Source organism: Mesorhizobium sp. M0077 (genome assembly GCF_040322955.1).
GTDB lineage: Bacteria > Pseudomonadota > Alphaproteobacteria > Rhizobiales > Rhizobiaceae > Mesorhizobium.
Window position 1 is genome coordinate 315,012 of the sequence record NZ_JAMYUL010000001.1, and the last position, 25,636, is coordinate 340,647.

The following is a 25,636-nucleotide window of genomic DNA, read 5'->3' on the forward strand; positions in this document are numbered from 1 at the left end:
GCGTAATTTTGCGCACCTGCGGCCGGGATTGAGCGTGTCAGCGCAGGCTTTCCAGGTCGCGGATGCGCTTGGCGCTGTCGGCCTCGAGTTGCCTGGTGACAGCGCCGATCAGCGTCTCGGCGACAACGAACAGAGCGGCGGAAGAGTCCCACGCCGAAGGCACGGCGGTGCGTCCTGCAATGACATGGCGGGCGAAGCGGGCGATCGGCGATAGCCACTGGTCGGTGAACAGCACGATCTGCACGCCGCGCTGATGCGCGGTCTCGGCAAAGCGTACCAGACTGTCCTGGTAGCGCCTGATGTCGAAGATCACCAGCACGTCGCGCTTGCCCATGTCGATCAGCCGGTCGCGCCAGATGCTCTCCTGACCGGCGAGGTGATAAACGTCGGGCTGGATGATGGCGAGGTGGGCGGCCATGTAGCGCGCCAACGGATCGGTGAAGCGGCCGCCGATCAGGAATGTCTTGCCGCGCCGTTCGGCGAGCCTTTCGGCGATGTCGGCAAGCTGCCTGTCGGACAGATGCCTGAAGGTCTCGCGCATATTGTCCAGCGTCGCCTCCAGCATTGGCGACACGGCACTGCTGCCCGGTGAGGCCGGATTGAGCGTGCGCGATGCCGGCGACTGCAATTGCGCCGCCAGTTCGTCCTGCAGCGCCGACTGGAATTCGGGATAGTTCTGGAACCCCAGCCTGGAGACAAAGCGCAGGATGGTCGGCGACGATACGCCGGCGGCGGTCGAGAACTCGGCGACCGTCTTCAGCCCGATCAGCGGATAGTTGGCAATCAGCGTTTGCGCGGCGCGGCGCTCGCCGGCCGGCATCGTGCCGATGCGGTCCGAAATCAGTTCGGCAATGCTGGAAATCATCGTTTTCCCCACCCCTGAGCCCGTCCAGACCGCTTCCCCGAAATCGCGTTTGACAAAGCCGGACAAACTGTATGAAATCATCCACAGGGACGCAATGACGCAAAATACGTAACATAAGATACAGCGCTCCCCAGGGGACGGCAGACTATGGAGAGAGCACGGCCCGCCAGCCTTGCATCGTCTGATATCGTAGGGGTGACGAACCCCGGCGGGTCCAGCCCTTTCGTGCTGACCTGCGACCACGCTTCCAACTTCCTGCCATCCGAATTCGGCACGCTTGGCCTGCCGGCCGAAGATCTCTCCCGCCACATCGCCTGGGACCCCGGCGCGCTGCCGGTGGCCCGCCGCATCGCGACCGCCCTCGATGCGACGCTCATCGAAACCCGCATCTCGCGCCTGATCATCGACTGCAACCGTCCGCTCGACGCACCGGACCTGGTGCCGCCGGTCAGCGAGACGACGGCCATTCCGGGCAATGCCGGCCTGTCGGACAGTGAGCGCGCCGAGCGCATCGCTTTGTCGTGGCGGCCGTTCCACGACACGATCGCATCGATCATCGACGACCGGCAGGCGCGTGGGCAGGAGACCCGGCTGGTGTCGGTGCATTCCTTCACCCCGGTCTACAAGGGCAAGAACCGGCCCTGGCATATCGGCATCATCCACGATGACGACCGCCGGCTGGCGTCGCCGCTCATAGCGGCGCTGCAGCGGCTCTCCGGCGTCAGTGTCGGCATCAACGAGCCATATTCGCCGGCCGACCGCGTCTATTTCACTTTGGAGCGCCATGCACGCTCGCGCGGCCTTGCCTGCGCAATGATCGAAATCCGCAACGACGAGATCTCCGGCGAGACCGGGCAGCGGAAATGGGCGGATCTGCTCACAGGCATTTTTTCTGACCTGGAACCCGAGGAGGCCAAGGGTTCCCGGCGACACGCAGTGGGAAAGTCAGTTCAATCGGCCAGCTAGAAAAACAGGGGACGAAAATGGCAGGACCGGACAAATCAGACGCTGAAAGATCGGAGGATGTAAAAACCCTCCATAGCATGGGCTATGCCCAGGAGTTGGCTCGCCGCATGAGCGGCTTCTCGAACTTCGCTATTTCCTTTTCGATCATTTGCATTCTGGCGGGCGGAATCACGTCCTTCCCGCTGGCCATGGCGACCGGCAGCGGCTTCGAGGCGACTGTCGGCTGGGTCATCGGCGGCGTCTTTGCACTTGTCGTTGCCGCGTCCCTTGGCCAGATCGGCTCGGCCTATCCGACGGCCGGCGGTCTCTACCACTGGTCGTCAATTCTCGGCGGGCGCGGCTGGGGCTGGGCCACGGCCTGGATCAACTTGCTCGGCCTGGTCTTCGTCGTCGCCTCGGTCAATGTCGGCGTTTATGCGCTGTTCAAGGACCTTGTCTGGTCCGGCGTGTTCGGTCACGACGTCTCCGCGTGGGGCTATCAGGAGCAGGTGATCGGCGTTGTGATCATCACGGTCGCGCAGGCGCTGATCAACCATTTCGGTATCAGGCTCACCACCATGCTGACGGATTTCTCGGGCTACCTCATTCTGGTCGTCGCCGTCGTGTTGACCGCGATGTTCCTGATCTGGGGCGCAAGCTGGGATTTCTCGCGGCTCACCACCTTCGTCAACAACACCGGTGATCCAGGCGCAGGCTACGTTCCGACCGCACGGACGGCACTCGTCGCCTTCCTAATCGGCCTGCTCTACCCACTCTACACCATCACCGGCTTCGACGCTTCGGCCCACACGTCCGAAGAGACCCACAATGCCCGCGTGGCGGTGCCGCGCGGCATGATCCATTCGGTCCTGTGGTCGCTGGTGTTCGGCTTCGTCATGGCCGTTTCGTTCGTACTGGCCAGCCCCGATCTGGCAGCGACGGCCAAGGATGGCGCCAATGCCTGGTTCAATCTTTTCAACAATCTGCCGGCACCATTCCTGCTGAAGAGCATGATTGCCATCGCAATCGTGCTGGCGAATTTCATCTGCGCGCTCGCCGGACTGACGTCGACCTCGCGCATGATCTTTGCCTTCGCGCGTGACGGCGGCCTGCCCGGTTCGTCGGTGTGGAAAACCGTCAGCCCGACATGGCGTACGCCGGTGGCGGCGATCTGGCTCGGAGCGGTGCTCGCTGTCGCAGCGACATTGTACTCGCCGGCTTTCGCCGCACTGGCGGCCGGCTGTGCATTGTTCCTCTACGTGTCCTACGCCATGCCGGTGGCCGCAGGCCTGCTTGCCGAGGGCAAGAGTTGGACCGAATTCGGCCCGTTCCGCCTCGGCATCTGGTCCAAGCCGTTCGCCGTCATCACGGTGCTTGGCGTTCTGGTGCTGATGTATGCCGGCATCCAGCCGCCCTTCGACATCCTGATCAACTATGCCATCGGCCTGATCGTTCTGCTGGTGGTGCTGTGGTTCGGCATCGAATCGCGCCGCTTCAAAGGCCCGCCGATCGGCGCCGACATTGCTCGCCGCGCTTCGGAGATCGCGGCCGCGGAAGCAGCCGTCGGCCAGACGGCCGGTTAACAGCAAGACTAGATGCTCCGGCCGGCGCAAGCCGACCGGGGCAGGGCCGGCCAGCTAAGAACGCAAAGGGGACTACAATGGCAGCACCGGGTTATTCAGACACAGACAAGGCGGAAGACGTAAAGCACCTCCACTCCATGGGCTACGCCCAGGAACTTGAGCGGCGGCTAAGCCGCTTCTCCAACTTCGCGGTTTCCTTCTCCATCATCTGCATCCTGTCGGGCGGCATCAATTCGCTGGCGCAGGCAACGTCGGGCGCCGGCGGTATCGGCATCGGCATCGGCTGGCTGGTCGGCTGCTTCGTCTCGCTTACCTTCGCGGTCGCCATGTCGCAGATCAGCTCGGCCTATCCGACGGCCGGCGGCCTCTATCACTGGGGTTCGATCCTCGGCAATCGCGGCACCGGCTGGGTGACGGCCTGGCTCAACCTGCTCGGCCTGATCACCGTGCTCGGCGCCATCAACGTCGGCACCTGGACGTTCTTTATCGGCGCCTTCGGGCCGACGCTCGGCATCGAGGGTACGCTGACCAATCAGATGATCTTCCTGGTCATCATCACTGGCGCCCAGGCCCTGATCAACCATCTCGGCATCAAGCTGACGGCGAGGTTGACCGATTTTTCGGGCTACCTGATCTTCTTCGGCTCGATCCTGATTGCGGTCGTCTGCCTGTTCTCCGCCGAGACCTGGGATTTCAGCCGGCTCTTCACCTTCCACAACTACTCGGGTGAGGCCGGCGCCAGCGTCTGGCCGTCCGTCTCGAACGCCTGGGTGTTCGCTCTCGGCCTCTTGCTGCCGATCTACACCATCACCGGCTACGATGCTTCGGCACACACTTCCGAGGAAACCATCAAGGCGGCCTCATCGGTGCCGCGCGCGATGGTCATGTCGGTCATCTGGTCGGCGGTCTTCGGTTATTTGTTCCTGGCCGCTTTCGTGCTGATGATCCCGAATATGGACGACGCCGCCAAGCAGGGCTGGAACGTCTTCTTCTGGGCTTTCGACCAGCGCGTCAGCCCCGGCCTCAAGGAGTTCGTCTACCTCGTGGTGTTCATCGCCCAGCTGCTGTGCGGTCTCGCAACCGTCACCTCGGCCTCGCGCATGATCTTCGCCTTCTCGCGTGACGGCGGCCTGCCGGGCTCGGCGGCGCTGGCCAAGGTCAGCCCGACCTATCGCACGCCAGTGGCGGCGATCTGGACGGCGTCGGTCCTATCGGTGCTGTTCGTCTGGGGTTCGACGCTGGTCTCCGTCGCCGGTACCTCGGCCTACACCATCGTCGTGTCCTGCACCGTCATCTTCCTGTTCCTCTCCTTCACCGTGCCGATCGTGCTCGGCATGCTGGCCTGGGGAACGCCGAAGTGGGACAAGATGGGCCCTTGGAACATGGGTCGCGGCATCTTCATGCTGTTTGCCGTGCTGTCGATCCTGTCGATGATCCTGATCTTCATCATCGGCATCCAGCCGCCGAACGATTGGGCGTTATACATCACCGTTGGCTTCTTCATCCTGACGGCGATTATCTGGTTCGCTTTCGAGCGCAATCGCTTCCAGGGTCCGCCGCTGGGCGACATCATCGCGGCGCGTCAGGCAGCCATCAAGGCAGCCGAGCAGGCCGTCGGCGAAACCGGCCACTGACGTAAACCATCATGGCCATGGCCGGCATCGTGCCGGCCATGGTTTTGTCATCAACGACCAGCGCTGGAGTGCCAAAGGAATGGCCGGAAATTTCTCGTTCGATCAGTTGAAGAAAGCGGTCTCCAATGGCGAGATCGACACGGTGCTGGCCTGCATCGTCGACATGCAGGGGCGGCTGGCGGGAAAGCGTTTCCTGGCGCAGTACTTCGTCGATTCCGCCCATGACGAGACGCATGGCTGCAACTATCTGCTCGCCGCCGACATCGATATGGAGCCGGTGCCGGGCTACAAGGCGGCGAGCTGGTCGAAGGGCTATGGCGACTTCGTCATGAAGCCGGACCTTGCCACGCTGCGGCGGATTCCGTGGCTGGAAAAGACGGCGCTGGTGATCTGCGACGTGCTCGACCACCACACCCATGACGACCTGCCGCATTCGCCCCGCGCCATCCTGAAAAAGCAGGTCAAGCGGCTCACCGAACGCGGCTATATCGGCTACTTCGCCTCGGAGCTCGAATTCTACCTGTTCAACGAGACCTATGATTCCGCCCGCAAGAAGCACTGGCAGGGGCTCGACACCGCGTCGCCCTATATCGGCGACTACCAGATCGGCATCACCACCAAGGAAGAAGGCGTCATGCGCCGGCTTCGCAACGAGATGGAAGCGGCGGGCATTCCGATCGAAAACTCCAAGGGCGAATGGGGCCCGGGCCAGGAAGAGATCAATGTGCGCTATGCCGAGGCGCTCGACATGGCGGACCGCCACGTCATCCTGAAGAACGGCGCCAAGGAGATTGCCGAGTCCGAAGGCAAGTCGATTTCCTTCATGTCGAAATACAATTACGGGCTCGCCGGCAATTCCAGCCACATCCACAATTCGCTGTGGAGCGCCGACGGCAAGACGCCATTGTTCTTCGACAAGAAGGCGGACTGGACTTTGTCCACGCTTGGCCAGCAATGGGCGGCTGGGCAGCTCAAATACGCCAGGGAGTTTACCTGGTTCCTGGCGCCCTACATCAACTCCTACAAGCGCTTCCAGGCCGGCACCTTCGCGCCGACCAAGATCATGTGGAGCGAGGACAACCGCACCGCCGGCTTCCGCCTGTGCGGTGAGGGCACCAAGGGCATCCGCATGGAATGCCGCATCGGCGGCGCCGACCTGAACCCCTATCTCGCGTTCGCCGCGCTGATCGCCGCCGGCCTTGCCGGCGTCGACGAGAAGCTCGAACTGCAGAAGCCGTTCGTCGGCGATGCCTACCAGGCCTCGCGCCTGCCGGAGATCCCGAAGACGCTGCGCGACGCCACCGAGACGCTGGCCAAGTCGAAGATGCTGAAGCAGGCGCTCGGCGACGATGTGCTCGAACATTATGTCCACACCGCAAAGTGGGAGCAGTTCGAATACGACCGCCGCATTACGGATTGGGAACTGCACAGGGGGTTCGAGCGGTATTAAAACTTTATACAGCTTTAATGTTGACAATGTAGTGAAGTTAGTGCCATATGGTACCTGTAAACTGCAGTGCGCTACATTGAGGAGTTTGCAATGTCCAAATATGCGCCGCTCAAGGACTTTCTCATTGCCCAAAATGTCGATCGCGTTCCGATGTCATTCGCCGAAATCGAGAGAGTGCTCAATCTGCCGCTGCCCGCATCGAAGCAATACCCTGCATGGTGGAGCAACAATCCGAGCAACAATCCCATGACAAGGGAGTGGCTTGAGGCTGGGTTCGAGACCGAATCCGTCAATATAGGGAGTGGGAAACTGGTATTTCGCCGCGTTCGCAAAGTGCCCATTTCGGCGCCGCCCAGTGGTAGCGTGCCTGCCGCGCCAAAGGAGGCGCGCGCGGATCGCCACCCCGGTTTTGGTTTCATGAAGGGCCTGATAACAATCGAAGCCGGATTTGATATCACCAAACCTTTCGATGACGAGCCATGGGACCGGGGCTATCTGGGCGGTGAGGCTGACGCGCGCGACGGCAAACTTGCGGTGCGTAAATGAGCGAAGAGCCAAACCTGCTTCTGGATACATGTGCGATGATCTTTGTCGCCAACGATAGTCTGATCGATCCGCACGCAAGCCGGGAGATTTCGGAAGCGGCCTATGACGGCCGTCTGTATCTTTCGCCGATGTCGGCATGGGAGATCGGAATTGGCGTAGCCAAGGGCCGGCTCAATCTGCCATTGGCGCCACTCGACTTCGTGGAGCGATTCATCGAGCGAATGTCGGCAAAGCTCAGCGCTATCTCACCAGCCATTCTGATTGCGTCATCCAACCTGCCCGGTCCGCCTCATGGTGATCCCATGGATCGGATACTGATGGCAAGTGCGAGAGCGTTGGACATGGTTCTGGTGACGCGTGACGAGCCCATCCTTCGCTATGGCCGCAACGGCCATCTGCGTACGCTAGCCTGCTAAACTGGAGCATCCTTTGGAAACCGTAAAACTCAAATCGCCCATCGATGGTTCGATCTATGCCGAGCGACCGATCGCGACCGACCAGGCGATCAATGCCGCGGTCGAGCGCGCCAAAGCGGCGCAGGAGAAGTGGGCGCTGAAGCCGATCGTCGAGCGCGGCAAATTTATGCTGGCGATGCTCGAAGCGCTGGTCGCGATGACCGACGAGATCGTGCCGGAGATCGCCTGGCAGATGGGGCGACCGGTGCGCTATGGCGGCGAGTTCGGCGGCGTCAGGGAACGCACCAATTACATGGTCGAGATCGCTGAAGCCGCGCTGAAATCCGTGCCGGCATCCAACCCGAAGGACGGCTTCCGACGCTATGTGAAGAAGGATCCGCTCGGCGTCGTCATGGTGATCGCGCCGTGGAACTATCCCTATCTGACCGCCGTCAACACCATCGTGCCGGCACTGATGGCCGGCAATACTGTTATCCTCAAACATGCGGCGCAGACGCTGCTGGTCGGCGAACGTTTCCAGCAGGCTTTCGACAAGGTTGGGCTGCCCAAGAGCGTGTTCCAGAATGTCGTGCTCAACCATGCCCAGACCGAGAAGCTGCTCGGCTCGGGCAAGATCGACCATGTCAATTTCACCGGTTCGGTCGGCGGCGGCCGCGCCATCGAGAAGGCGGCGGCCGGCACCTTCATGACGCTCGGGCTCGAACTCGGCGGCAAGGATCCGGCCTATGTGCTGCCCGACGCCAAGCTCGACCATGCGGTGGCCAATCTGGTCGACGGCGCCTTCTACAATTCCGGCCAGTGCTGCTGCGGCATCGAGCGCGTCTATGTGCATGAGAAGGTCTACGACCAGTTCGTCGAAGGTTTCATCGCCGAGACGAAGAATTATGTCGTCGGCAATCCGCTGGAACAGGCGACGACAATGGGGCCGATGGCGCAGGCGCGCTTTGCCGACCTGATCCGCGAGCAGAAGGCCGAGGCGCTGCGCAAGGGTGCAATCGCACACATCAATATGAAGGTGGCTAACGACAAGGCCGGCTCGCCCTATCTGGCGCCGGAAGTGCTGACCGGCGTCGACCACCAGATGAGCGTCATGCGCGAGGAAAGTTTTGGCCCGATCGTCGGCATCATGAAGGTGCGCAACGACGAGGAGGCGATCGCGCTGATGAACGACAGCCCCTACGGGCTGACCGCTTCGATCTGGACCGACGATATCGAGCATGCGGTGGCGATCGGCGACCGCGTCGAGACCGGCACCGTGTTCATGAACCGCTGCGACTACCTCGATCCGGCGCTGGTCTGGACCGGCGTCAAGGACACCGGCAAAGGCGTTGCCCTTTCGGCGCTCGGCTACGACAATCTGACCCGGCCGAAATCCTTCCATCTGCGCGAAGCCATCTGATTTTTTGAAAGACAAGACATGTCCAAGCTGATCTCCAAATGGAACTACCCGACCACCGTCCGCTTCGGTGCCGGGCGCATCAAGGAACTGCCTGAGGTGCTCGCGGCCACCGGCATTAAGCGGCCGCTTTTCGTCACCGATCCGGGGTTGGCGAAACTGCCGGTCGTCGCTTCGACGCTGAAAATCCTCGACGACGCCAAGGTATCCTATGGCGTGTTCTCCGAGGTGAAGCCGAACCCGGTCGATTCCAACCTCACCGCCGGGATCGCCGTGTTCAAGAAGGGCAAGCATGACGGCGTCATCGCCTTCGGCGGCGGTTCAGCGCTCGATCTCGGCAAGCTGATCGCGTTCCAGGCTGGCCAGACGCGGCCGATCTGGGACTTTGAGGATGTCGGCGACTGGTGGACGCGCGCCAATTCGGATGCCATCGCGCCGATCATAGCCGTGCCGACCACTGCCGGCACAGGCTCGGAAGTCGGGCGTGCCGGCGTCATCACCAATGAGGCGACGCACACTAAGAAGGTGATCTTCCATCCGAAGCTTTTGCCGGCAATCGTCATTGCCGATCCGGAACTGTCGGTCGGCATGCCCGGCTTCATCACCGCCGGCACCGGTATGGATGCGCTGGCGCACTGCCTCGAAGCCTATTGCGCGCCGGGCTATCACCCGATGGCCGACGGCATTGCGGTGGAAGGTGTGCGCCTGGTGTTCGAGAACCTGCCCAAGGCCTACGCCAACGGCAAGGACCTTGTCGCGCGCGCCCACATGATGAGTGCGGCCGCCATGGGTGCTGCCGCCTTCCAGAAGGGTCTTGGCGCCATCCACTCGCTGTCGCATCCGATCGGCGCGCTCTACGACACCCATCACGGCATGACGAATGCGGTGTTCATGCCCTATGTCTTGGCCTTCAATCGCGACTCCATCGAGGAGCGGATTGCCCGGCTCGCTGCCTATTGCGGCATCAAGGGTGGCTTCGACGGCTTTGCCAAAGCGATCATCAAGCTGCGCAAGGAATTGAAGGTGCCGCATGCGCTGCCCGATCTGATCAAGGGGCTCGACATGGACAAGAAGCGCAAAGGGCTGATCGCCGACATGGCGGTGGTCGATCCGACCGCCGGCGGCAACCCGGTCAGGCTGACCAAAAAGGCGGCGCTGACGCTGCTCGAGAACACTATCGCCGGCACTGTCTGAGGCGGTTTCTGCGCCGGACGTGATCTAAAAACGAAGGAAAGGAAGGGCAAGGGGGCAAAAAGCAAGGCAATAAACCATTAGCCGGGAAATTAAGTCGAGGCTAATTGCTACAGCCGGTTAAAAAGAGTTAACTTTTCGTACCGCCGGGGGCCAGTTTCAAAAAGCTTTCATCTGGCTGTCATATGAAACCGATACCGCATCGCAGGCGTCCAGGACGCCAGTTCAACGGAGAGAACACATGTTCAAGTTCACAGGGAAAGTGCTTTCCCTTTCGGCCGTCGCCCTCATGGCGACCTCTGCTATCTCGTCGGCCCAGTCCATGGATGAACTGGTTGCCGCTGCGAAGAAGGAAGGCCAGCTCACGACCATCGCGCTGCCGCATGACTGGTGCGGCTACGGCGCCGTCATCGACGGCTTCAAGGCAAAGTATCCTGAGATCACCATCAACGAACTCAACCCCGATGCCGGCTCCGGCGACGAGGTCGAGGCGATCAAGGCCAACAAGGACAACAAGGGCCCGCAGGCGCCCGACGTCATCGACGTTGGCCTGTCCTTCGGCCCGACCGCCAAGGCTGACGGCCTGATCCAGCCCTACAAAGTGTCGACCTGGGACTCGATCCCCGACAGCGCCAAGGATGCCGATGGTTACTGGACCGGCGACTACTATGGCGTGCTATCCTTCCTGGTGAACAAGGACCTCGTCAAGGAAGCGCCTGCTGACTGGGCTGACCTGCTGAAGCCGGAATTCGCCAACACCGTGGCGCTTGCCGGCGACCCGCGCGCCTCGAACCAGGCCATCCAGGCCGTCTACGCGGCCGGCATTTCCGGTGGTGCGGCTGCCGGCGAAGCTGCTGGCACTGCTGGTCTCGACTTCTTCAAGAAGCTTAACGCCGCCGGCAATTTCGTGCCGGTCATCGGCAAACCGGCGACCCTGGCACAAGGCCAGACGCCGATCCTGGTGACCTGGGATTACAATGCACTTGCCGGTCGCGACACGCTGAAGGGCAATCCGCCCGTCGACGTCGTCGTGCCCAAGACCGGTGTCGTTGCCGGCGTCTATGTGCAGGCGATCAGTGCTTTCGCACCGCATCCGAACGCTGCCAAGCTCTGGCTGGAGTATCTCTACTCCGACGAAGGCCAGATCGGCTGGCTGAAGGGCTATTGCCACCCGATCCGCTTCAACGATCTTGCCAAGAACGGCAAGCTCCCGGCGGACGTGATGGCCAAGCTGCCGCCGGCCGAGGCTTACGCTGCCGCGGTGTTCCCGACGCTGGACGAGCAGGGCAAGGCAAAGGAAGCCGTCACCAAGAACTGGGATGCCGTCGTCGGCGCCAACGTCAAGTAAGGCTTGAAACCAACCGGGCGGCCTCGCGGCCGCCCGGTGTTCCTCGGAGACGGTAGCCGGCGCATGACAGATATCTCGCTTTCCGATCACGCAGTTGCCGGGAAGACCGCGCCCCCCAGCGAGGCGCGTGCAATGCGACTGCCGACGCAATGGCTCGGCGTTGCGCCATTCTTCATCTTCGCCATCATGTTCCTGATCCTACCCACGCTCTATCTGATGCTGGGTGCATTCCAGAACGATGCCGGCGAATTCACGTTCGAAAACATAGCAGCACTGGCGCAGCCATCGATTGTCGCCGCCTACTGGATCTCGCTCAAGGTCAGCCTTTCCTCGTCGCTGATCGGCGCCTTCGCAGGTCTCGGCATCGCCATCGCCATCGTGCGCGGCGGCCTGCCGGAGTGGATACGTTCGGCGACGTTGACATTCTCCGGCGTGGCTTCCAATTTCGCCGGCGTACCGCTGGCCTTCGCCTTCATCGCCACGCTCGGCCGGCTGGGCCTTGCCACGGTGATGCTGAACACTTTTTTCGGTCTTAATATCTACGCGCACGGCTTCAACATCCTGTCGTTCTGGGGCCTGACGCTGACCTATGTCTATTTCCAGATTCCCCTAATGGTGGTCATCATCACGCCGGCGATCGACGGCTTGAAGAAGGAGTGGGGCGAGGCTGCGGCGACGCTTGGCGCCACCCAGACGCAATACTGGCGCATGGTGGTCATCCCGGTGATCTGGCCGAGTTTCCTCGGCACGGTCATCCTGCTCTTCGCCAATGCCTTCGGCGCCATCGCCACCGCCTATGCGCTGACCGGCTCTTCACTCAACATCGTGCCGATCCTGCTCTATGCGCAGATACGCGGTGACGTGCTGCACAATGCCCATCTCGGCTATGCGATCGCCTTCGGCATGATCGTCATCACCGGGCTGGCCAATGTCTTCTACATTTGGTTCCGGACGCGCTCGGAGAGGTGGCTGAAATGAAGTCCGGAAAATTCTGGGCCTGGGTCGTCTTCGGGCTGGGCGCGGCCTATTTCTTCATTCCGCTGATCGCGACGGTGGAATTTTCCTTGCGCATGCGGCGCGGCGCTTATTCCTTCGACGCCTATCAGATCGTGCTTGGCGACCCTCGTTTTCAGGCGACCTTTGGCTACTCAGTGCTTGCCGCCATCTTCACCATCATTCTGGGCGTGTTGATCGTGGTGCCCGCCGCCTACTGGATTCGACTGCGCCTGCCGCAACTGCGGCCGATCGTAGAGTTCATCACGCTGCTGCCGCTGGTCATTCCCGCCATCGTCATCGTCTTCGGCTATATCAGGATGTACGGTTCGAATTCGCCGCTGCCGTTCCTGGCCACCGACATGGGCACAAATGCCTTGCTGGTCATCGGCTATGCAATGCTGGCGCTGCCCTACATGTATCGCGCGGTCGATACCGGACTGCGCACCATCGACGTCAGGACGCTGACCGAAGCGGCGCAGATCCTTGGCGCCGGTTGGGGCACGATCATTGGTCGTGTGATCCTGCCCAATGTGCTGATCGCCGTGCTGTCGGGCGCCTTCCTTACCTTCGCCATCGTCATTGGCGAATTCACCATGGCCAGCTTGCTCAACCGGCCCGCCTTCGGCCCCTATCTGCAAAACGTTGGCGCCAACCGCGCCTATGAGCCGGCGGCGCTTGCCATCATCGCCTTCGCCATCACCTGGGGCTGTATGTCGCTGATCCAGATCCTGTCCCGTTTCGCGCCGAGATCGGCGAACCGCCCGAACTGATCGACAAAGTACTGATCGAAAGAAAAAGCCATGGCCGAACCATTCCTCTCCATCCAGCATGTGCGAAAATCCTTCGGCGCCACCACCGTGGTCGAAGATTTCAATCTTGATGTCGAGCCGGGCGAGTTCGTTTCCTTCCTTGGGCCATCGGGTTGCGGCAAGACCACCGTGCTGCGCATGGTCGCCGGTTTCGAAGAGCCGTCGGCGGGCAAGATCGTCGTCGCAGGCAAGGACATCACGAGGCTAAAGCCCAACCAGCGCAATGTCGGCATGGTGTTCCAAGCCTATGCGCTGTTCCCCAACCTGACGGTGGCGCAAAACATCGGCTTTGGCCTGAAGGTCGCCGGCATGCCCAAGGCGGACATCGACAGACGCGTGGCCGAGATGCTCGACATCATCAAGCTGCCGCAGATGGCCGACCGCTATCCCTACCAGCTCTCCGGCGGCCAGCAACAGCGCATCGCGCTGGCCCGCGCCATCGCGCCGAAGCCGAAGCTGCTTTTGCTCGACGAGCCGCTGTCGGCGCTCGACGCCAAGGTGCGCGTCTCGCTGCGCGAGGAAATCCGCTCGATCCAGAAGAAGCTCGGCATCACTACCATCTTCGTCACACATGACCAGGAAGAGGCGCTGTCGATCTCGGACCGCATCGCGGTGATGTATGGCGGCAAGGCCGAGCAGGTCGGCACCCCGTTCGAGATCTACAACCGGCCGGCGACCAAGTTCGTCGCCAATTTCGTCGGCACGCTGAACGTGCTCGAAGGCACTGTCACCGATGCCGCGTCCGGCAAGGTGCGCGTCAACACGCAGGAAGTCTCGCTAATGGGCAAGCTCAACGGCTCGAAGTCCGGTGACACGCTGTCGCTGGCGCTGCGACCGGAGGCGATTTCGCTCGGACGCCAACCCGGGCGCGATTCAAGCCTGTCGGGCGAAATCTCCGAAGTGCACTTCCTCGGCTCAGTCATTCGCGTTCGCGTCGGCATCGGCGGCAACACGGTGTCGCTCGACACCTTCAACAGCCCGGCAACGCCACCGCCCGCGGTCGGCGAGAAGGCCGACATATCGTTCTCATCAAGCGATATGCTGGTGCTGCACTAGCAAGCAGCATTTTGGCGCGACCGAGGCGGTCGATTCGAGCTGGCGCGATGAACGGCCGTATCATTGCCGGACCCCGAGTGCTGGATAATCAACAGCATCTTGCCATCCAGCCACTGCCCATGATGCCGCTTCGCCGCTACGATAGGCCATGGCGCTATTCGAACTTACCCTCATCCTGCTTCTGGCTGCCGTCGCGCTGACGGCGCTGTCGCGGCGGCTGGAAATTCCCTATCCGTCCCTGCTGGCTCTGGCCGGGGTCGCGATCGCCTTCGTACCCGGTGCGCCGACGATCGAGATCGATCCGGAACTGGCGCTTGCCCTGTTCATCGCGCCGGTGCTTCTCGACGCCGCCTATGACACGTCGCTGCGCGACCTCAAGCGCTACCGGCTGTCGCTCGCGCTGCTGGCGCTAGGCGCAGTCGTCTTCACCACCGTGGTGGTTGCCTTCGTCGGCTGGAAGATGGCCGGCCTGCCGATCGCGGCGGCAATCGCGCTTGGCGCCATCGTCGCGCCGCCGGATGCGGTGGCCGCATCCGCCGTGCTCAGCCAGTTCAAGGTACCGCACCGCATCACCGCCATCCTGCAGGGCGAGAGCCTGCTCAACGATGCCACGGCGCTGCTGATCTACCGGCTGGCGGTTTCGGCGGCGCTTGGCACGATCATGCTCAGCAACGCCGTTCCGGTGATCCTGCTGGCAACGATCGGCAGTGTGATCGCGGGCTATCTGTTTGGCCGCGTCTCGCTGCTGGCGCTCGGCCGCATCGAGGATGCGGCGAGCAGCACGGTGGTGCAGTTTGCCGGAACCTTCGCCGTGTGGATCATCGCCGACAGGCTGGGCCTTTCCGCCATCATCACCATCGTCGTCTATGCCATGACCATTGCGCGCAGGGCGCCGCGCCAGTCGTCGGCGAGACGCCGCGTCAGCACCTATTCGGTCTGGGAGTCGGCCGTGTTCGTGCTCAACGTGCTGGCTTTCGTGCTGATGGGCCTGCAGGCACGCACGATCGTTGGCAGGCTGGCCGGCGACGGGCAAGGCGAAGCATTCCTTTTCGCCGCAACGGTGCTGGTCGTCGTTATCGTCGCGCGCCTTGTCTGGGTGGCGAGTTACGTCGCGATCATCCGGTGGCTTGCCCGCTTCGGCAGCCAAGAGGCAAGGCGGGAATTGCCGACGTTCGGCGGCGCCGTCATTGTCGGCTGGTGCGGCATGCGTGGGTTGGTGACGCTGGTGGTGGCCATTGCGCTGCCGGCCGATTTTCCCGGCCGCGACCCGATCGTGCTTGCCGCCTTCGCGGTGGTGCTGGGCACGCTGGTACTGCAAGGCATGACGCTGAAGCCGCTGCTGCGCTGGATCAACTTCGACCCCGATAGAACCGTCGACAATGAGGTGGCGCAGGCGCGCGTCGCCATCATGCAGGCAGCACTGGACGTGCTGAGCCGCAAGACATCTGCGGCCGCCGCCGTCGTGCGCGAACAGTATGAAGCGCAGCGCCTGATTGCGGAAAACCCGGAGGACGCTCAGGCCGCGACCGAATACGACCGGCTGCGCCTCTATGCCATCAACCGCCAGCGCGACACGCTCGAGGAGTTGCGCAGCAACGGCACGATCGGCGACGAAGCCTACCACCGGCTGGAGGAAGAGATCGACTGGGCCGAACTGGCGGCATCGCCGGCGGGCCGGTTCCAGCCGCTGACCACATCATAGACGCTGGCCCAGTTCCGCCGTCGTGCCGGTACATTGCAACCCATCTGCCGAACCGCTACTGCCAAAGCGAAATTGAGCCGGATAAGCAATGAAGCTGGTCAGCTACAACATCCAGTACGGGTTCGGCGGCGATGGCCGTTACGATCTTTCGCGCTGCACCAAGCTGGTCGACGGCGCCGATATCATCGCGCTGCAGGAGGTCGAGCGGCATTGGCAGCGCACCAATGAGGACGACCAGCCGGAGGTCCTGTCCAAGCTGCTGCCTAGCTATTACTGGGTCTATGGCCCGGCCTTCGACATGGACGCCAGTGAGCGGCGCGACGGCCGGGTCGTCAACCGCCGCCGCCAGTTCGGCACCATGCTGCTGTCGAAGCTGCCGATCGCCTGGTCGCGGCTGTACGCGCTGCCCATGCGCCGCACGCTCAAGCCGCTCAACACCCGCAATGCGGCGCTCGAATGCATGATCCGCACACCCGCCGGACCGGTAAGGGTCCTGTCGCTGCACCTCGCCCATGTCGCGGCGGAGGAGCGGCTGGAGCAGATCGACTATCTCTTGGCCGAGCATCGCCGCGCGCCGTCCGAGGGCGGCCCGTGGAGCGGCGCGGACGATGAGCCTTCGCGCAACTGGACCAGCGGCGAGGCCGAGCCGGAGAACCCGACAGCTGCGATCTGGATGGGCGATTTCAACATGGAGCCGGGCAGCGCCGAATACAGCCGCATCGTCGGCAGCACGCCCTATCATCGCGGGGCAGCTTATCTCGACGGATTTGTTGATGCCGCTGCCGTCGCTAGCGAGCCGGCTGCCGATTTCCACACCCATGTGAAAACGATCGACGGGAAAGTGGCAAAACGCCGGCTCGACCATTGCTTCGTCGGCGGTATGTTCGCGGACCGTGTGCGCTCGGTCAGTGCCGATATAGGCGAGATCGCTTCAGACCATTTTCCGGTCCGGATCGATATCGATCTCGAAACGCCTTTGAGCTCGGGAGATCGGTGAGCCCTCGATGACGCTTTTCGTCTTTTTCGCGGTGCTTGCCGCCGCCGCCATGCACGCGATCTGGAACGCGCTGGTCAAGGTGCATCTCGATCGCTTCCTGTCGATCACGCTGATGACGCTGGGCATGGGTTTTGCCGCACTGTTCGTGCTGCCCTTCGTCGAGTTTCCAAAGGCCGCGGTATGGCCCTTTATCATCGCCTCGGTGCTCTTTCACATGGGCTACCGGACCTTCCTGATCGGCGCCTACAAGGCCGGCGATTTCGCCCAGACCTATCCGCTGGCGCGCGGCACGGCGCCGCTTTTGACCGCCCTCGGCGGCGTTGTCGTGGTGCAGGAGATGCCGGCGCCGTTCGCCATCCTCGGCATCCTGCTGCTGTCGGCCGGCACGCTGGTGATGTCGTTTCGCGGCGGCGCGCATCTGGAGCGGATCAATGTGCGGGCGGTCGGCTTTGCGCTCGGCACTTCGATCTTCATATCCAGCTATACGCTCTCCGACGGCAGCGGCGCGCGGCTGGCCGCAACGGCAACGAGCTATGCCGCATGGCTGTTCATCTGCGATGCCACGTGGGCGCTGGTGCTGTGCCTCATCTTTCGCGGGCCCAAGGCGCTGCCCGTGCTGGCGCGTGACTGGAAGGCAGGCCTGTTCACCGGCGTGCTCAGCGGCGCGGCCTACTGGATCGTCATGTGGGCGATGACCAAGGCGCCGATCGCCTCGGTGGCGTCGTTGCGCGAGACGTCGATCCTGTTTGCCATGATGATCTCGGTTTTCGCGCTCGGCGAGAAGATGACAGGCTGGCGCGGCGCCGCCGCGCTCGGCATCGTCGCCGGTGTCGTGGCCCTCAGGCTGGGCTGAGATTCTGATACTTCAGCCGAGCACCGTCATCACCTGTCCGCGCCGTTCCGGACTGAAGCGGATGACGAGGATGATGCAGACGGCGACCACGCCGGCAAACAGCGCCAGCGCGTAGCCACGAGATTGGGCGAGAAGGCAGCCAGCGCGCCGATCACCGAATAGCTGACGATGTTGAGCATCAGAATGGGCTTGCGCCCATATTTGTCGGCCAGCCTGCCGAAGAAGAAGGCGCCGATGAAGCGTGTCGCCAGCGTCAGGAACAACGCTTTGGAGACTGCCGGAACGTCAGTGTTGAATCAGGTTGCGATATCGGTGAGCAGGAACGTCAGAAGGAAGAAATCAAAAGCGTCGAGCGTCCAGCGGAGGAAGGAGGCAAGGACGGTTTTCTTCTGCTGCGCGGTGAGAGCCACGACGTTCCTCCTAAACGCCCCCGGGGAACGATATGTTCCTTGGGGCGCAAAAGAGAACAGGCGTCAGCCGGCTTTCGAAAGAAAAGCGGTCACTTTTTCGTAATGTCGAGATCGAACACCATCAGCCCGTCGGTGCCGCCTTCGAGCGCTGCGACCAATCGGGCGCCGGCGCGCTGATGCGCTTCATGCACGAGATAGGCGTCGCGGGCGGCGGCATCGCGGAAGTCGATGGTGAAGGCATGGCTGAAGCCGCGCGCGAACGGCTCCGGGCTGACATTGGTGCTGAAATGGACCGTGTCCATGCCGTCGACGACGGAGCGCAGTGCTTCGAGATCGGCGTGGATTGCCGTGCGCTCGGTGGCGGGCACATCGCCGCGGAAGCGTACGAAGACGCAGTGTCTGATCATTGGTTCGTTCTCCCAAGTGGCTATGCGGCCCGATTGCCGGAGAACACCGCCGGCGGAAGCGGCTCGCGGCCGAGGATGATGTCGGCGCCTTTTTCGCCGACCATGATGGTCGGCGCATTGGTGTTGGAGGAAGGCACGCGCGGCATCACCGAGGCATCGCAGACGCGCAGGCCCTCGATGCCGCGCAGGCGCAGGTCCGGTGTGACCACCGCCATATCGTCATGGCCCATGCGGCAGGTGCCCACGGGGTGATGGTCGGTCTTGGCGGTGCGGCAGGCATAGTCGATCAGCTCGTCGTCGCTGGCGAGCGATGGTCCGGGCAGCACCTCGCGCAACACGTAAGGTGCAAGCGCCTTCTGCCGCATGATCTCGCGCGCAAGCCTGAGGCCCTTGATCGACATGGCGCGGTCATAAGGGTCCGACCAATAGTTGGGATCGATCAGCGGGTGGTCGGCCGGGTCGGCGCTGCTCAGCCGCACCGTGCCGCGCGAGCGCGGGCGCAGGAAGGCCGAGTTCAAGGTCACGCCGGGGTTCTTCAACCTCTCGACGCCGGCCTCGATGCCGGAGCCCAGTCCCAGATGGAACTGGATGTCGGGCGAGGCGGCGGTCGGATCGGCGTACCAGAAGCCGCCGGTCTCGAACAGGCTGGAGGCGACCGGCCCTTTCTTCAGCAGCAGATACTGCAAGCCGGCCCACGCGGTGCGGTGCAGCTTGGCGTAGTTGTCATAGGTGTGGTCGCCGGTGCATTCGGCGATGACGAACAAATCGAGATGGTCCTGCATGTTGGAGCCGACACCGGGCAGATCATGCACCGGCGTCACGCCGACCGATTTCAGGTGATCAGCCGGGCCGATGCCCGACTGCATCAACAGCTTCGGCGAACCGATGGCGCCGGACGAGACGATCACTTCGCGCTCGGCGCGCATGATGGTCTTCTCGCCGCCGGGTTTGTCGACGATCTCGACGCCAATGGCGCGGCCTTTCTCGACGACGATGCGGGTGACCAGCACATCGGTTCGGACCGTCAGGTTCTTGCGGGCGCGGATGGGCTTCAAATAGGCGACCGAAGCGGATGAGCGCCGGGCGTCCTTCTGGGTCAGCTGGTAGTAGCCGACGCCTTCCTGGCTAGCGCCGTTGAAATCCGGGTTGAAGGGGATGCCCATCTCTTGGCCGGCGCGGAAATAGGCCTCGCAAATCGGCAGCGGCGAAATCGGGTTCGACACGCCGAGCGGCCCCTGGTCGCCGTGAAAATCGTTGGCGAAGCGCTGGTTGTTCTCGGCGCGCTTGAAATAGGGCAGCACGTCGCGATAGCCCCAGCCCGCGAGGCCCTCTTCCTTCTCCCATGCGTCGTAGTCGCGAGCGTTGCCGCGCGTGTATATCTGGGCATTGATGGACGAGCCGCCGCCGACCACCTTCGCCTGCGTATACCAGAAGACGCGGTCCTGCATGTGCCTCTGCGGCACAGTCGACCAGCCCCAGGAAGCGATTCCCTTGGTCATCTTGGCAAAGCCCGCCGGCATGTGGATGTAGGGGTGCCAGTCCTTGCCGCCGGCCTCGAGCAGCAGCACGGAATTCGCTGAATCCTCGCTCAGCCGGTTGGCCAGAACGCAGCCGGCCGGGCCGGCACCTACGATGATGTAGTCGGTCATAACTCTATCCACCTACAGTCGAGGCACGGAGAGCGCGCCGTCGACATTGATAATCGAGCCTGTGGAAAAGCCGAGCTTGCCGGCGGCAAGCGTCGCCACCACGGCGCCGATGTCCGATGCTTCGCCCCAGCGTTTTGCCGGCACCAGGCCGCTGTCGATAAGCGCGTCGTATTTGGCTGATACGCTCGCGGTCATGTCGGTGCGAATGATGCCCGGCCGCAGTTCGAACACGCCGATGTTTTCCGGCGCAAGCCGTAGCGCCAGGTTCTTCACCCACATCGAAAGGCCGGCTTTCGAGATGCAGTAGTCGGCGCGTTCCGGCGAGGCCATATCGGCGCTGACCGAGGTGATGGTGATGATCGAGCGCGGATGATTGCTGGGAGCCGCCAGCATCGCCTTGGCGACGGCCTGGCTAAGGAATACGGTGCCGCGCAGATTGATGCCGAGCGCACGGTCGAAGTTTTCGGGCGTCAGTTCCAGCAGGTCGCCGCGCACCATGGCGCCGACGCCGGCATTGTTGACAAGGCAGTCGATTCGGCCGAACTCATGCGTGGCGGCGTCGATAAGCGATGCGTGATCGGGAAGGCTGGCAATGTCGCATCGGTGGTAAGCGAACTTTGCGCGGCGCGCGATGATGTTTTCAACAAGCCGTTTGGCGGGGTCGTTGGCCAGGTCAGCGACGAGAATGTCGAAGCCTGCATCGGCCAGCGCCTCGGCGCAGGCCAGTCCAATGCCGCGCGCGCCGCCGGTGACGATGGCTGCGGGGCGGGTCATGCCGCGAGGTCCGTTCGGCGAATATGCTCGGCCACGCGCAACGCCTGGGCGGCAATCGACAGCGCCGGATTCACGGCTGCGGAGTTCGGCAGAAAACTGGCGTCGACGACGAACAGGTTCGGGTGGTCGAAGGCGCGGCAGAAGGGGTCGAGCGGCGACGTCGCCGGGTCATCGCCCATTTTCACCGTGCCGCACTGGTGCGAGGGCGTGCGCTTGTCGAAGGGACGCGACAGCACGATGGGATAACCGCAGGCGCGGAAGTTCTCACGCATCACCTTGGTCAGCCCGTCCAGCGACTGCATGTTGGAGCGCCGCCATTGCATGACGATGTCCTTGCCGTCGACCATGATGCGGCTTTCCGGATCGGGCAGATCCTCGCACATCAGATACCAGTCGACGGCGCGACCGGCCATGTAATCGAGCGCGAATTTCGGCACGCGTTTGACGTTGGCCTTCAACATGTTGCCGTCGATCTTGCCGAGCAGTTGGACGTTGCCGAGCGGCTTGCCGCCTTTGCCGTCGGAGAGATAGTAGTCATTCAGCATCAGCGTCTTCTGGTAGACGCTGTCGTTCCTGCGGCGCGGATCGATCGCCAGCATGGCGCTCGAATTATGGTTCATGAAATTGCGGCCGACCTGGTCGGAGCGGTTGGCGAAGCCTTTGCCATCTGGTGAAGGCGAGCGCAGCAGGATGACGGCGGAATTGACCGCGCCGGCGGACAGGATGACCAGCTTCGGCGCGACTTTCTTCAGCTCGCCATTCTGACGGTAGTGAACGGCAGCGATGCTTTTGCCGTCGGACGACGCTTCGAGATATTCGACATGGCAGCCGGTTTCGAGTCGGATATTGCTGTCCTTAAGTGCAGCCGTCAGCGGTCCGGTCTGCGCATCGACCTTGCCCTGGGCGGTGTTGGGGAATGCGTCCCAGCCGGTCTTGCCCTCCTTCAGCCAGGTGTCGATGTCGACGCCGAGCGGCAGCGAGGCGGGGTGCAGGCCCAGTCCCTTCAGCTCGGCGCGGGCGCGCGCAATCGGCGCTTCGTCGGGCACCGGCTTGAAAGCATAGGGGATCGAGTGGAACGGTTCGGTCGGGTCCTCGCCGAGCGAGCCGCGGACGCGAAACAGCTGCTCGGCTTTCGAATACCAAGGCTCGAATTCATCGTAGGAAAACGGCCATGCCGGCGAGACGCCACCGAAGTGCTCCATGGCGGCGAAATCCTCTTTGCGGTAGCGGATCAGCACCGCGCCGTAGAATTTCGAATTGCCGCCGACATAGTAGTAATTGCCGGGGTTGAAGGCCGCACCGCCGGCCTCGCGCCACATCTCCTTCGGACGGTAGTGGCCGTCGACGAAGATGGAGCGCGTGTCGCGGGCATGCGGCGTTGCCGTCAAGGGCTCACCGCGCTCCAGCATCAGGATCGAGGCACCGCTGCCCGCCAGACCGGAGGCGATCGTAGCGCCGCCGATACCGGAGCCGATGATGACGATATCGGGGCTGACCATCTCGATCAGCGGATGCGGTGTTCGGTCGCCGGATCGAAGAACACGGCCTTGGTCAGGTTGAAGGCGAGCGGCGTGCTGGTGCCCGGCTGGATGTTGGCGTCGGCCCGCAACCGCGCCACCACGCCCTTGCCGCCGAGGTTGGTCACCGCGAACGTGTCGGACCCTGCCGGCTCGACCACTTCGATGTGCAGGTCGGCAGTGGCAATGTTGGAGGCGTTGCGTTCCGCACCTTCCGGATCGGTCAGCGCTTCCGGGCGCACGCCGAAGATGATCGGCTTGCCCTGGAATGCCGAAAGACCCGCTGGCGCGTTGGCCATCGGCAGCGTGATCGGCTCGCGCGCCTCGCGCTCCAACACGACGGACAGCGCATTGCCCGACGTGGCAATGGTCGCCGGGATCAGGTTCATCGCTGGCGAACCCATGAAGTCGGCGACGAACAAATTGGTCGGGTTGTTGTAGATCTCGGCCGGGGTGCCGAACTGCTGCACCTCGCCGTCGCGCATGACGGCGATCTTGGTAGCCAGCGTCATCGCCTCGATCTGGTCGTGGGTGACGTAGACGATGGTTGTGCCGGTGGTGGCATGCAGGCGCTTGATCTCGATGCGCATGTCAACGCGCAATTTGGCGTCGAGGTTGGACAAAGGCTCGTCGAACAGGAACAGCTTGGGGTCGCGCACCAGCGCCCGGCCCATGGCGACGCGCTGGCGCTGGCCGCCGGAAAGCTGGCTCGGCTTGCGCTGCAGGAGGTGGCCGATCTGCAGGACCTTGGCCACCTTGTCGATCGCCTTTTGGCGTTCGTCGGCCGGCACGCCGCGCATCTCCATGCCGAAGGAGATGTTTCCGGCCACCGTCATGTTCGGATAGAGCGCATAGCTCTGGAACACCATGGCGATGTCGCGCTTGGATGGGTGCAGATCGTTGATGGCGCGGCCGTCGACGCGGATTTCGCCCTCGGTGATCTGCTCCAGGCCGGCAATCGTGTTGAGCAAGGTGGACTTGCCGCAGCCGGACGGGCCGACCAGCACCAGGAAGCCGCCCTTTTCGAGCTCGACATCGATGCCCTTCAGGATCTCGACATTCCCGAAGCGCTTCTTCAGCCCATCAATTTCCAGAAAAGCCATGGTCGTTCCTTCCGAATTGATCAGCCCTTGACCGCGCCAGCCATCAGCCCGCGCACGAAATAGCGGCCGGCGACGACATAGACGATCAGAGTGGGCAGAGCCGCGATCATCGCGGCCGCCATGTTGACGTTGTATTCGACGACGCCGGTCGAGGTGTTGACGACGTTGTTGAGCGCCACCGTCATCGGCATGGAGTCGCCTGTGCCGGCGTAAGCCGAAGCGAACAGGAAGTCGTTCCAGATGTTGGTGAACTGGTAGATGACGGTGACGACGAAGATCGGCATCGAGTTCGGCAGCATGATGCGGCGGAAGATCTGGAAGAAGGAGGCGCCGTCGACCTGCGCCGCCTTGATCAGTTCGTTCGGGAACGCCTCGTAATAGTTGCGGAAAAACAGCGTGGTGAAGCCGATGCCGTAGACGACATGGACGAAGACCAGGTTGACCGTCGGATTGCCGAGACCGAAACTCGTACCCGTCGCATTCTGCAGCTTCACGCCGAAACGTCCCAAGCTGCCGAGAATGGTCGCCATCGGCAGCAGCACCGACTGGAACGGAATGAAGCAGGCAAACAGCATCAGCCCGAACACCAGCGTGGCGCCGCGAAAACGCCATTTGGTCAAGACGTAGCCGTTGAGCGCGCCGAGCATGGTCGAGATCAGTACGGCTGGAACCACCATCTTGATCGAGTTCCAGAAATAGCCCTTGATGCCGGCGCAGGTGAGGCCGACGCAGGTCTCGCCCCAGGCCTTCAGCCACGGGTCGAAGGTCGGCGCCGTGGGCAACGCCAGCATGTTGCCGTTCTGGATCTCGTCCATGGTCTTGAACGAGGTCACCAGCATGACGAACAGCGGCATCAGATAAAACAGCGCAAACAGCGCCAGAAGCCCGTAAATGACGATGCGGTTGAGGGTCTTGGTGCTCATGCCGCCGGAGGCCTTTTGGGAAGCAGCGGGGCGGGCAGGGGTGGCGACAGCGCTCATCGCGGCTTCTCCCGCAGTTCGGAATAGAGATAGGGCACGATGATGGCGACGATGGTCATCAGCATGATCACGGCACTGGCCGAGCCGACGGCCATTTCGTTGCGCTTGAAGGTGTACTCATACATGAAGTTGGACGGCAGCCAGGCCGAGCCACCGGGGCCGCCGCTGGTCAGCGCCACGACGAGATCGTAGGACTTGATGGCAAGGTGCGCGAGCACGATGAAGGCCGACAGGAAGATTGGCCGCAGCAGCGGAATGACGATGCGGCGGTAGAGCTGAAAGGTGGTGGCACCGTCGATCTGCGCCGCCTTCATGATCTCGCCGTCAATGCCACGCAGGCCGGCCAGGAACATCGCCATGATGAAGCCGGAGGCCTGCCAGACGCCGGCAATGACCACCGTGTAGATGACGAAATCCTTGTTCTTGATCCAGTCGAAATGGAAGCTCGTCCAGCCCCACTGATGCAAGGTCTGCTCAAGACCGAGGCCGGGGTCGAGGAACCATTTCCAGGCGACGCCGGTGACGATGAAGGACAGCGCCATCGGGTAGAGATAGATCGGCCGCAACACGCCTTCGCCGCGAATCTTCTGGTCGAGCAGGATGGCCAGGAACAGGCCGAGCGCCAGGCAGATGGCGATGTAGAGAAAGCCAAAAATGCCCATATTGACGATCGACGTGTACCAGCTCGATGGCGGGTCGGAGTCGAACGTCCAGCCCCACAGCCGTAGATACGCGCGTGGTCCGGTAATGACATAGGACGGGAAGGTCTTGGAATTAGTGAAGGACAGATAGACCGTCCACAGGATGAAGCCATAGACGAAGACGATGGTGATGGCGAAGCTCGGCGCCAGCACGATCTTCGGCAGCGCGTCCTGCAATCGCGCGCGCACGGAGGGGCGAGACCGCTCGGGTGTCAGCTTGATCTGGGTCGTCGCTACACTGCTCATGAGGCTCCTCCCGTTAGGGTCGTCCGTGCTCTGCCGTCAGGAGGCAAGGCGGCCCCGTGCAT

Annotated in this window: 24 protein-coding genes; 15 read left to right on the forward strand and 9 right to left on the reverse strand. The window is 62.7% G+C overall.

The window, feature by feature from the left end; genetic code table 11:
• Positions 1-37: 37 nt before the first annotated feature.
• Entirely contained in the window at positions 38-865 is an 828-nt protein-coding gene (locus NKJ57_RS01540) for a MurR/RpiR family transcriptional regulator (protein ID WP_023686446.1), read from the reverse strand.
• Between the two features lie 147 nt (positions 866-1,012).
• Between NKJ57_RS01540 and NKJ57_RS01545 the strand changes: the two genes are divergently transcribed.
• The 15 genes from NKJ57_RS01545 (at position 1,013) to NKJ57_RS01615 (ending at position 17,787) form a co-directional block, all read left to right on the forward strand.
• The gene (locus NKJ57_RS01545) at positions 1,013-1,831 is read left to right on the forward strand and encodes an N-formylglutamate amidohydrolase (RefSeq protein WP_352510366.1); all 819 of its coding nucleotides are present in this window, start codon (positions 1,013-1,015) and stop codon (positions 1,829-1,831) included.
• 17 nt (positions 1,832-1,848) lie between these two features.
• On the forward strand, positions 1,849-3,393 hold the full coding sequence (locus NKJ57_RS01550; protein WP_352510367.1) for an amino acid permease: 1,545 nt from the start codon (positions 1,849-1,851) through the stop codon (positions 3,391-3,393).
• Positions 3,394-3,470: 77 nt separating this feature from the next.
• Positions 3,471-5,027, forward strand: coding sequence for an amino acid permease (locus NKJ57_RS01555; RefSeq protein ID WP_352510368.1), 1,557 nt, complete (start codon positions 3,471-3,473; stop codon positions 5,025-5,027).
• A gap of 79 nt (positions 5,028-5,106) precedes the next feature.
• Positions 5,107-6,477, forward strand: coding sequence for a glutamine synthetase family protein (locus NKJ57_RS01560; RefSeq protein ID WP_352510369.1), 1,371 nt, complete (start codon positions 5,107-5,109; stop codon positions 6,475-6,477).
• A gap of 90 nt (positions 6,478-6,567) precedes the next feature.
• Positions 6,568-7,023 carry a DUF7662 domain-containing protein gene (locus tag NKJ57_RS01565; RefSeq protein WP_023695631.1) on the forward strand — a complete coding sequence of 152 codons (456 nt, stop codon included), beginning with the start codon at positions 6,568-6,570 and terminating at the stop codon, positions 7,021-7,023.
• On the forward strand, positions 7,020-7,439 hold the full coding sequence (locus NKJ57_RS01570; RefSeq protein WP_031196520.1) for a type II toxin-antitoxin system VapC family toxin: 420 nt from the start codon (positions 7,020-7,022) through the stop codon (positions 7,437-7,439). The genes NKJ57_RS01565 and NKJ57_RS01570 overlap by 4 nt, the downstream gene beginning before the upstream one ends.
• A gap of 13 nt (positions 7,440-7,452) precedes the next feature.
• The gene (locus NKJ57_RS01575; protein WP_352510370.1) at positions 7,453-8,838 is read left to right on the forward strand and encodes an aldehyde dehydrogenase family protein; all 1,386 of its coding nucleotides are present in this window, start codon (positions 7,453-7,455) and stop codon (positions 8,836-8,838) included.
• An 18-nt stretch (positions 8,839-8,856) separates the two neighbouring features.
• On the forward strand, positions 8,857-10,029 hold the full coding sequence (locus NKJ57_RS01580; RefSeq protein ID WP_023683212.1) for an iron-containing alcohol dehydrogenase: 1,173 nt from the start codon (positions 8,857-8,859) through the stop codon (positions 10,027-10,029).
• 238 nt (positions 10,030-10,267) lie between these two features.
• Positions 10,268-11,374, forward strand: coding sequence for an ABC transporter substrate-binding protein (locus NKJ57_RS01585; protein ID WP_023671169.1), 1,107 nt, complete (start codon positions 10,268-10,270; stop codon positions 11,372-11,374).
• Between the two features lie 63 nt (positions 11,375-11,437).
• Positions 11,438-12,352, forward strand: coding sequence for an ABC transporter permease (locus NKJ57_RS01590; RefSeq protein ID WP_023817252.1), 915 nt, complete (start codon positions 11,438-11,440; stop codon positions 12,350-12,352).
• On the forward strand, positions 12,349-13,140 hold the full coding sequence (locus tag NKJ57_RS01595) for an ABC transporter permease (RefSeq protein ID WP_023671171.1): 792 nt from the start codon (positions 12,349-12,351) through the stop codon (positions 13,138-13,140). The genes NKJ57_RS01590 and NKJ57_RS01595 overlap by 4 nt, the downstream gene beginning before the upstream one ends.
• Before the next feature lie 30 nt (positions 13,141-13,170).
• Positions 13,171-14,235, forward strand: coding sequence for an ABC transporter ATP-binding protein (locus tag NKJ57_RS01600; protein WP_023701013.1), 1,065 nt, complete (start codon positions 13,171-13,173; stop codon positions 14,233-14,235).
• 148 nt (positions 14,236-14,383) lie between these two features.
• A complete protein-coding gene (locus tag NKJ57_RS01605; RefSeq protein ID WP_023814633.1) occupies positions 14,384-15,937 on the forward strand; it encodes a cation:proton antiporter in 1,554 nt (517 codons plus the stop codon).
• Positions 15,938-16,025: 88 nt separating this feature from the next.
• Entirely contained in the window at positions 16,026-16,934 is a 909-nt protein-coding gene (locus NKJ57_RS01610; RefSeq protein WP_023814632.1) for an endonuclease/exonuclease/phosphatase family protein, read from the forward strand.
• Positions 16,935-16,941: 7 nt separating this feature from the next.
• On the forward strand, positions 16,942-17,787 hold the full coding sequence (locus NKJ57_RS01615; RefSeq protein ID WP_023686436.1) for an EamA family transporter: 846 nt from the start codon (positions 16,942-16,944) through the stop codon (positions 17,785-17,787).
• 29 nt (positions 17,788-17,816) lie between these two features.
• Here the strand turns inward: NKJ57_RS01615 and NKJ57_RS01620 are convergent, their stop codons facing one another.
• The 8 genes from NKJ57_RS01620 to NKJ57_RS01655 all read right to left on the reverse strand — a co-directional run bounded on the left by NKJ57_RS01620 (position 17,817) and on the right by NKJ57_RS01655 (position 25,574).
• Positions 17,817-18,050, reverse strand: a complete 234-nt coding sequence (locus NKJ57_RS01620) for an MFS transporter (RefSeq protein ID WP_023686435.1) — start codon at positions 18,048-18,050, stop codon at positions 17,817-17,819.
• 236 nt (positions 18,051-18,286) lie between these two features.
• The gene (locus NKJ57_RS01625) at positions 18,287-18,604 is read right to left on the reverse strand and encodes a Dabb family protein (protein WP_023814631.1); all 318 of its coding nucleotides are present in this window, start codon (positions 18,602-18,604) and stop codon (positions 18,287-18,289) included.
• Between the two features lie 20 nt (positions 18,605-18,624).
• Positions 18,625-20,253, reverse strand: a complete 1,629-nt coding sequence (locus NKJ57_RS01630; RefSeq protein ID WP_023814630.1) for a GMC family oxidoreductase — start codon at positions 20,251-20,253, stop codon at positions 18,625-18,627.
• Between the two features lie 12 nt (positions 20,254-20,265).
• Entirely contained in the window at positions 20,266-21,027 is a 762-nt protein-coding gene (locus tag NKJ57_RS01635) for a 3-ketoacyl-ACP reductase (protein ID WP_023814629.1), read from the reverse strand.
• Positions 21,024-22,526 (reverse strand): GMC oxidoreductase, encoded by a 1,503-nt coding sequence (locus NKJ57_RS01640; RefSeq protein WP_352510371.1) that lies wholly within the window; start codon positions 22,524-22,526, stop codon positions 21,024-21,026. The genes NKJ57_RS01635 and NKJ57_RS01640 overlap by 4 nt, the downstream gene beginning before the upstream one ends.
• A gap of 5 nt (positions 22,527-22,531) precedes the next feature.
• On the reverse strand, positions 22,532-23,647 hold the full coding sequence (locus NKJ57_RS01645) for an ABC transporter ATP-binding protein (RefSeq protein ID WP_023671180.1): 1,116 nt from the start codon (positions 23,645-23,647) through the stop codon (positions 22,532-22,534).
• A gap of 20 nt (positions 23,648-23,667) precedes the next feature.
• Complete coding sequence (locus tag NKJ57_RS01650) at positions 23,668-24,627, reverse strand: carbohydrate ABC transporter permease (RefSeq protein WP_023671181.1); 960 nt, start codon at positions 24,625-24,627, stop codon at positions 23,668-23,670.
• Positions 24,624-25,574 carry a carbohydrate ABC transporter permease gene (locus NKJ57_RS01655; RefSeq protein WP_023671182.1) on the reverse strand — a complete coding sequence of 317 codons (951 nt, stop codon included), beginning with the start codon at positions 25,572-25,574 and terminating at the stop codon, positions 24,624-24,626. The genes NKJ57_RS01650 and NKJ57_RS01655 overlap by 4 nt, the downstream gene beginning before the upstream one ends.
• Positions 25,575-25,636: the final 62 nt, after the last annotated feature.

Bases quoted from the DNA above. Each gene is read 5' to 3' on its own strand.
- NKJ57_RS01555 (WP_352510368.1), top strand. From the start codon at position 3,471: ATGGCAGCACCGGGTTATTCAGACACAGACAAGGCGGAAGACGTAAAG.
- NKJ57_RS01645 (WP_023671180.1), bottom strand. From the start codon at position 23,647: ATGGCTTTTCTGGAAATTGATGGGCTGAAGAAGCGCTTCGGGAATGTC.
- NKJ57_RS01630 (WP_023814630.1), bottom strand. From the start codon at position 20,253: ATGACCGACTACATCATCGTAGGTGCCGGCCCGGCCGGCTGCGTTCTG.
- NKJ57_RS01615 (WP_023686436.1), top strand. From the start codon at position 16,942: ATGACGCTTTTCGTCTTTTTCGCGGTGCTTGCCGCCGCCGCCATGCAC.
- NKJ57_RS01625 (WP_023814631.1), bottom strand. From the start codon at position 18,604: ATGATCAGACACTGCGTCTTCGTACGCTTCCGCGGCGATGTGCCCGCC.
- NKJ57_RS01605 (WP_023814633.1), top strand. From the start codon at position 14,384: ATGGCGCTATTCGAACTTACCCTCATCCTGCTTCTGGCTGCCGTCGCG.
- NKJ57_RS01550 (WP_352510367.1), top strand. From the start codon at position 1,849: ATGGCAGGACCGGACAAATCAGACGCTGAAAGATCGGAGGATGTAAAA.
- NKJ57_RS01560 (WP_352510369.1), top strand. From the start codon at position 5,107: ATGGCCGGAAATTTCTCGTTCGATCAGTTGAAGAAAGCGGTCTCCAAT.
- NKJ57_RS01590 (WP_023817252.1), top strand. From the start codon at position 11,438: ATGACAGATATCTCGCTTTCCGATCACGCAGTTGCCGGGAAGACCGCG.
- NKJ57_RS01640 (WP_352510371.1), bottom strand. From the start codon at position 22,526: ATGGTCAGCCCCGATATCGTCATCATCGGCTCCGGTATCGGCGGCGCT.
- NKJ57_RS01540 (WP_023686446.1), bottom strand. From the start codon at position 865: ATGATTTCCAGCATTGCCGAACTGATTTCGGACCGCATCGGCACGATG.
- NKJ57_RS01650 (WP_023671181.1), bottom strand. From the start codon at position 24,627: ATGAGCGCTGTCGCCACCCCTGCCCGCCCCGCTGCTTCCCAAAAGGCC.
- NKJ57_RS01635 (WP_023814629.1), bottom strand. From the start codon at position 21,027: ATGACCCGCCCCGCAGCCATCGTCACCGGCGGCGCGCGCGGCATTGGA.
- NKJ57_RS01655 (WP_023671182.1), bottom strand. From the start codon at position 25,574: ATGAGCAGTGTAGCGACGACCCAGATCAAGCTGACACCCGAGCGGTCT.
- NKJ57_RS01595 (WP_023671171.1), top strand. From the start codon at position 12,349: ATGAAGTCCGGAAAATTCTGGGCCTGGGTCGTCTTCGGGCTGGGCGCG.
- NKJ57_RS01600 (WP_023701013.1), top strand. From the start codon at position 13,171: ATGGCCGAACCATTCCTCTCCATCCAGCATGTGCGAAAATCCTTCGGC.
- NKJ57_RS01585 (WP_023671169.1), top strand. From the start codon at position 10,268: ATGTTCAAGTTCACAGGGAAAGTGCTTTCCCTTTCGGCCGTCGCCCTC.
- NKJ57_RS01545 (WP_352510366.1), top strand. From the start codon at position 1,013: ATGGAGAGAGCACGGCCCGCCAGCCTTGCATCGTCTGATATCGTAGGG.
- NKJ57_RS01570 (WP_031196520.1), top strand. From the start codon at position 7,020: ATGAGCGAAGAGCCAAACCTGCTTCTGGATACATGTGCGATGATCTTT.
- NKJ57_RS01580 (WP_023683212.1), top strand. From the start codon at position 8,857: ATGTCCAAGCTGATCTCCAAATGGAACTACCCGACCACCGTCCGCTTC.
- NKJ57_RS01610 (WP_023814632.1), top strand. From the start codon at position 16,026: ATGAAGCTGGTCAGCTACAACATCCAGTACGGGTTCGGCGGCGATGGC.
- NKJ57_RS01565 (WP_023695631.1), top strand. From the start codon at position 6,568: ATGTCCAAATATGCGCCGCTCAAGGACTTTCTCATTGCCCAAAATGTC.